The 4441-nt window shown below is 62.5% G+C and carries 2 protein-coding genes and 1 pseudogene; all 3 read right to left on the bottom strand.

The window, feature by feature from the left end:
* Positions 1-1166: pseudogene (locus G1E_RS21180) on the bottom strand (methyl-accepting chemotaxis protein); the annotation flags it as partial.
* Between the two features lie 222 nt (positions 1167-1388).
* Positions 1389-3782 carry a TonB-dependent siderophore receptor gene (locus G1E_RS21175; RefSeq protein ID WP_009683498.1) on the bottom strand — a complete coding sequence of 798 codons (2394 nt, stop codon included), beginning with the start codon at positions 3780-3782 and terminating at the stop codon, positions 1389-1391.
* 116 nt (positions 3783-3898) lie between these two features.
* A partial coding sequence (locus tag G1E_RS29755) for a response regulator (RefSeq protein ID WP_047150084.1) occupies positions 3899-4441 on the bottom strand: 543 nt, incomplete at its 5' end.

Genomic DNA, 4441 nt, shown 5'->3' with positions numbered 1-4441 from the left:
AGGTTGGTCTGCTCGGCAATGCCGCTGATTACGCTGACAATGCTGCTAATCTGCTCGGCATGGCTGTCCAGTTCGCTGATCTGGCCGGCAGAAGCTTCTACGGTCTGGGCGATCAGGTTCATGCGCGACAGCGTTTCCTGAATCACGCTGCCGCCTTCGCTGGACTGGCGACCCGACTCGCTGGACTGGGCATGCGCTTCCACCGCATTGTCAGAGACATGGTTGATACTCACGGTCAGCTCCTCGACCGTGGCCGCCATCGAGGAGGCCGAGCTCGACTGTTCCTGGGCTGACGCGGAGAGCTGTACCGATGCCGCCGAAATGTTGTCGGCAGCCCCCACCAGTTGTTCGGCACTGGCCCTGATCTCGCCAATCATGGTGCGCAGGCGGTCTTGCATGGCCACGAATGCCTGTTGGAGGGTGCTGACTTCATCCTTACCTTCAATGGCGATAGTGTTGTCCAGGCGCCCGTCAGCGATGTTGCGCGCCAGCGCTACAGCTTCACCCAAGCGGTGGGTGAGGGTTCTTGCGAGGAATGTGGCGATCAGCACAGCCAGGATTGCAGCGACCAGTCCGCCGGCGATCAGGATGGTGAAGGCGGTGGATTTAGCCTGGTCCATCAGCAGGCTGCGCTCGTCCTGCAGGGATTTCTCGGCCGCCTGGAATTCGTTGATCACGGCGCGCATGGCGTCCATTTTGGCTTTGGCCTGGCCCGAGCTTATCTGGCTGACCAGCGTTGTCAGCGGCGCGCGGTCAGCATTGACCTCGCGGCGCAGGTTCACGCTGGTTTGCATGTCTTGCTGCAGCCACTGTTGGTAAAGCTGTTGCAGGCCGGCCAGCCGGGCTTGCTGCTGGGGGTTGTCGGCGGTTGCCTGCTTCAGGCGATTGAGCGCGTCGGTGAACGCTTCTTCGCCTGTGTTCATGGGCTCAAGGAAGCTGTCCTGGCCGGTAAGGGCAAAACCGCGCATGGCGGTTTCTATGTCGACAAGGCTGTTGAGCATGCTGCTGGAGCTGTTGAGCACGTCGTAGCTGTGGATGTTGCGCTTCACGCTGCTGCTGACCTGGTCGAAGCCTCGCAAGGCAGTCAGTACCAATACGGCGATGATGAGCAGTACAAGACCGAAACCGGTGTACAGTTTTTTCGAGATACTGAGATTGTTGAGCATCGTGGGGGCAACCCTTCAAGGCCTGGCTGGACGCTACGCTGGGTCCCGTGCACAAGGGTGCGGACGGGTTTTCGCGTAGTGACGTTTTGATATCAGACCTATGATTATCTTGTACAGGAAAAGTTCTTTGTACAATTTTATTTGATTGGGGGATGCGAGGGTTGGATTGGGAGGAGGTCACCCAGCTCTGGGGCTGGGTGACGATCATGAGCCTGGGCTGGCTTACCAGCTGTAACTCAACTTGGCGGTCACTTCCCGCCCTGGGTTGTAGTAATCGGCCGTACCCGAGCCCACCACATGCTGCTCGTCGAACAGGTTGCTGACATTCAGCGCCAGGTCGGTGCCCTTGGCGATCTTGTAGTTCAGCGCAGCGTCGAACAGGGTGGTGCCGTCGCTTTTCTTGGTGTTGGCCGCGTCCATGAAGTAACCGCCCACGTACCGCGCCCCCAAGCCCACGCTCACGTCGGTGTCGGGTATGTCGTAGTAGCTCCACAGCGAAGCCGTATGCTTGGGCGCAACGGTAAACGCTTTGCCTTTGAGCGAGCTGCCGTCATACAGCGAGCCGCGCAGCACTTCGGTGTCCATGTACGAATAGGCCCCGATCAGGCTGAGGTTTTGCGTGACCTGGGCCTTGGCTTCCAGGTCCAGGCCGCGCGCGCGGGACTCGCCCACGGTTTGCTGCTCGATGATGCCGCTGGGCAGCACCACGGCGATGGTGACGTTTTCCTGGGTCAGGTCGTACACGGCGGCCGAGAACATCGCATCCATGCCCAGCGGCGAGTACTTCACGCCCACTTCGTACTGCCTGCCGGTCTGCGGGGTAACCCCTACCTGCGGCGGCGAAACCGATTCCACCATGCTGACGTAGGTCGACACTTCATCGTTGACGATGTAGGTCAGCGCGCCGCGGTAAGAGGTTTCCGAGAAGGTGTCGCTCTGCCTGTTCACACCCCCCACATACTCGGTGCTGGTCAGGTCCATCGAGTCATTGCGCATACCCACCGTGGCAATGACGCGGTCGTAGAAGGACAGGTTCTGCTGCAGGAACACGGCCTTGGTGGTGGCGTCGTTTTTCTCGCGGCTATACGGCGTGATGCCGCCGGGTACGCCGGTGAACACGGGGTTGGCGATGTCTATCGACGGCGCCAGGCTGTACACCGAGCGCTGTTTGTTGGTCGAGTCCAGGTATTCCACGCCCACCAGGGTGCTGCTGTCGATGTGCTCGAACTGGGCATCGTACTGCAGCATCAGGTTGCCATTGAGCTGGTCCGCGTCGGTGTCGGTGCCGAACACGTAGCGGGGGATCACGGTGCCCACCCGCTCGGCGCTGTCGCTCAGGTAGACGTAGCCGAAGTCATCGCTCAGCTCGCTGTAGCGCAGGTTGCTGCGCAGGGTGAAACCGTTGTCGAAGTCGTGGGTGATGCTGGCGCTGAGGCTGGTGCGCTCCACATCATGGAAGTTGTAGCCGGGCTCGCCGTAGAAATCGCTGCGGTCGTATTCCTTGTCCAGCGGGTAGCCACCGCTGTTGGGCGAGCTGTTGGTCTTGAGGTAATCGAGAATCACCGTGGCCGAGGTGAAGTCGCTGGGCGCCCAGGTCAGGCCGCCCATCACGAAGCGGTTGTCGTCTTGCGAGTGGTCGTACTCGCGGTCGCTGTTCTGCAGCTTGGCCGTGAAGCGGCCGGCCAGGGTCTGCTCGTCGTTCAGGGCATCGCCCACGTCAATGCCGGTCTCGGCATGGTCGTAGGAGCCGTAGGTCACGTAGCCCTGGCCGAACTTCTCGAAGCGCGGCTGTTTGGTCACGAAGTTCACCGAGCCGCCCGGGTCTGCCGGGCCGAACAGGGTGGAGTTGGCGCCGCGCAGAATCTCGATGCGCTCATAGGCATAGGGGTCTTCGCGCACACCGCGCATCGAGCTCAGGGTAAGGCCGTCGCGGTAGGTGGTGGCCTGGAAGCCGCGGATCTGGAAGTAATCGTTGCGGTCGTCCGAGCCGTAGAAGTCGCTGACCACGCCCGGGCTGTACTGCAGCGCTTCTTCGGTGGTGCTGACGCTGCGCTGCTCCATTTCCTTGCGGGTCACCACAGACACCGAGGCCGGGGTATTGAGGATGCTGGTGGCCACCTTGCCACCGACCCACAGTTCCTTGGCCACCACTGAATTGAGGTCGTCATCGGCGCTGGCCTTGACCTTGGCATTGATGATGACCGGCGCCAGCCGGTAATCCTCGGTCGCACCCAGCTCCAGCGGGCCGGCAGCCGGCGCTTGCGCAATGATCTGGTAGGCCTGGGGGCCTTGCTGTTCAACCTGCAGATCGGTCCCCTGCAACAGCGCCGACAACGCGGCGGGCGTCGCCAGGCCGCCCTGCACGCCCGGGGTGGTGCGGTTGGCCACGGTCTGCGCGTCGAAGGCCAGGCTCACACCCGCCTGGCGGGCAAAACGGTCCAGCGCAGGTGCCAGCGGGCCAGCAGGGATGTTCCACTGCTGCAGTTGCAGGGCGTGATCAGCGCCAGCAGGTTGTGCCAGCGCTGGCAATGCCGGGCTGCTGACAACCAAACCCAGAATCGCCGCGTGCATGGCACGGCTGAGGGGGTGGCGCTGTGGAACCGGTGTCGAACTCATTTTCTCGCTCCGTAGAGGGTCGGCGGGCGGCCTGTATTCCGGCCTTGTGCAAAGGCCGAACGAGAATGAGAAAACACCTCATTTATTTTCAGAAAAAATGGACGGGGGTAATTGCCTCAGCGTGTACCGACCGCCTGGCGCACTTTCACCAGCAGCTCATAGAGCTGAAACGGCTTCACCAGCATGTCCATGCCCGCGCCGAGAAAGGCCTGGCGATCCTGGGCCGCATCGGCGTACCCGGTCATGAACAGCACCGGCAACTGGGGCCGGTAGCACCGCGCCAGGTCGGCCAGTTCGCGGCCGCTGAGGGTCGGCAGGCCAACATCGGTCAGCATCATGTCCAGGCTGGCGTCGTCGCGCAGGTGCCGCAACGCCTCGTCAGTGGTGGTGGCCACCGTACAGCGGTACCCGGCATCGGTCAGCGCTTCTGCCACCGCCACCTGCACCGAGGCCATGTCTTCCACCACCAGCACGTGCTCGCCATTGCCTTGCAGGTTCTGCACGTTGGCCGGCTCCACCGCTACCGCTGCCTCCGCGCTGGCCGGCAGCAACAGGGTCACCTCCGTGCCCTGCCCCACCACGCTGCTCAGCAGCACATGCCCGCCGGACTGCCGGGCGAAGCCGTAGATGGTCGACAGCCCCAGCCCGGTGCCCTGGCC

This window comes from Pseudomonas sp. TJI-51 (assembly GCF_000190455.2).
GTDB classification, from domain to species: Bacteria; Pseudomonadota; Gammaproteobacteria; order Pseudomonadales; family Pseudomonadaceae; genus Aquipseudomonas; species Aquipseudomonas juntendi.
The sequence above is the reverse complement of the archived record's forward strand: the minus strand, read 5'-3'. Positions and strand labels throughout refer to the sequence as shown.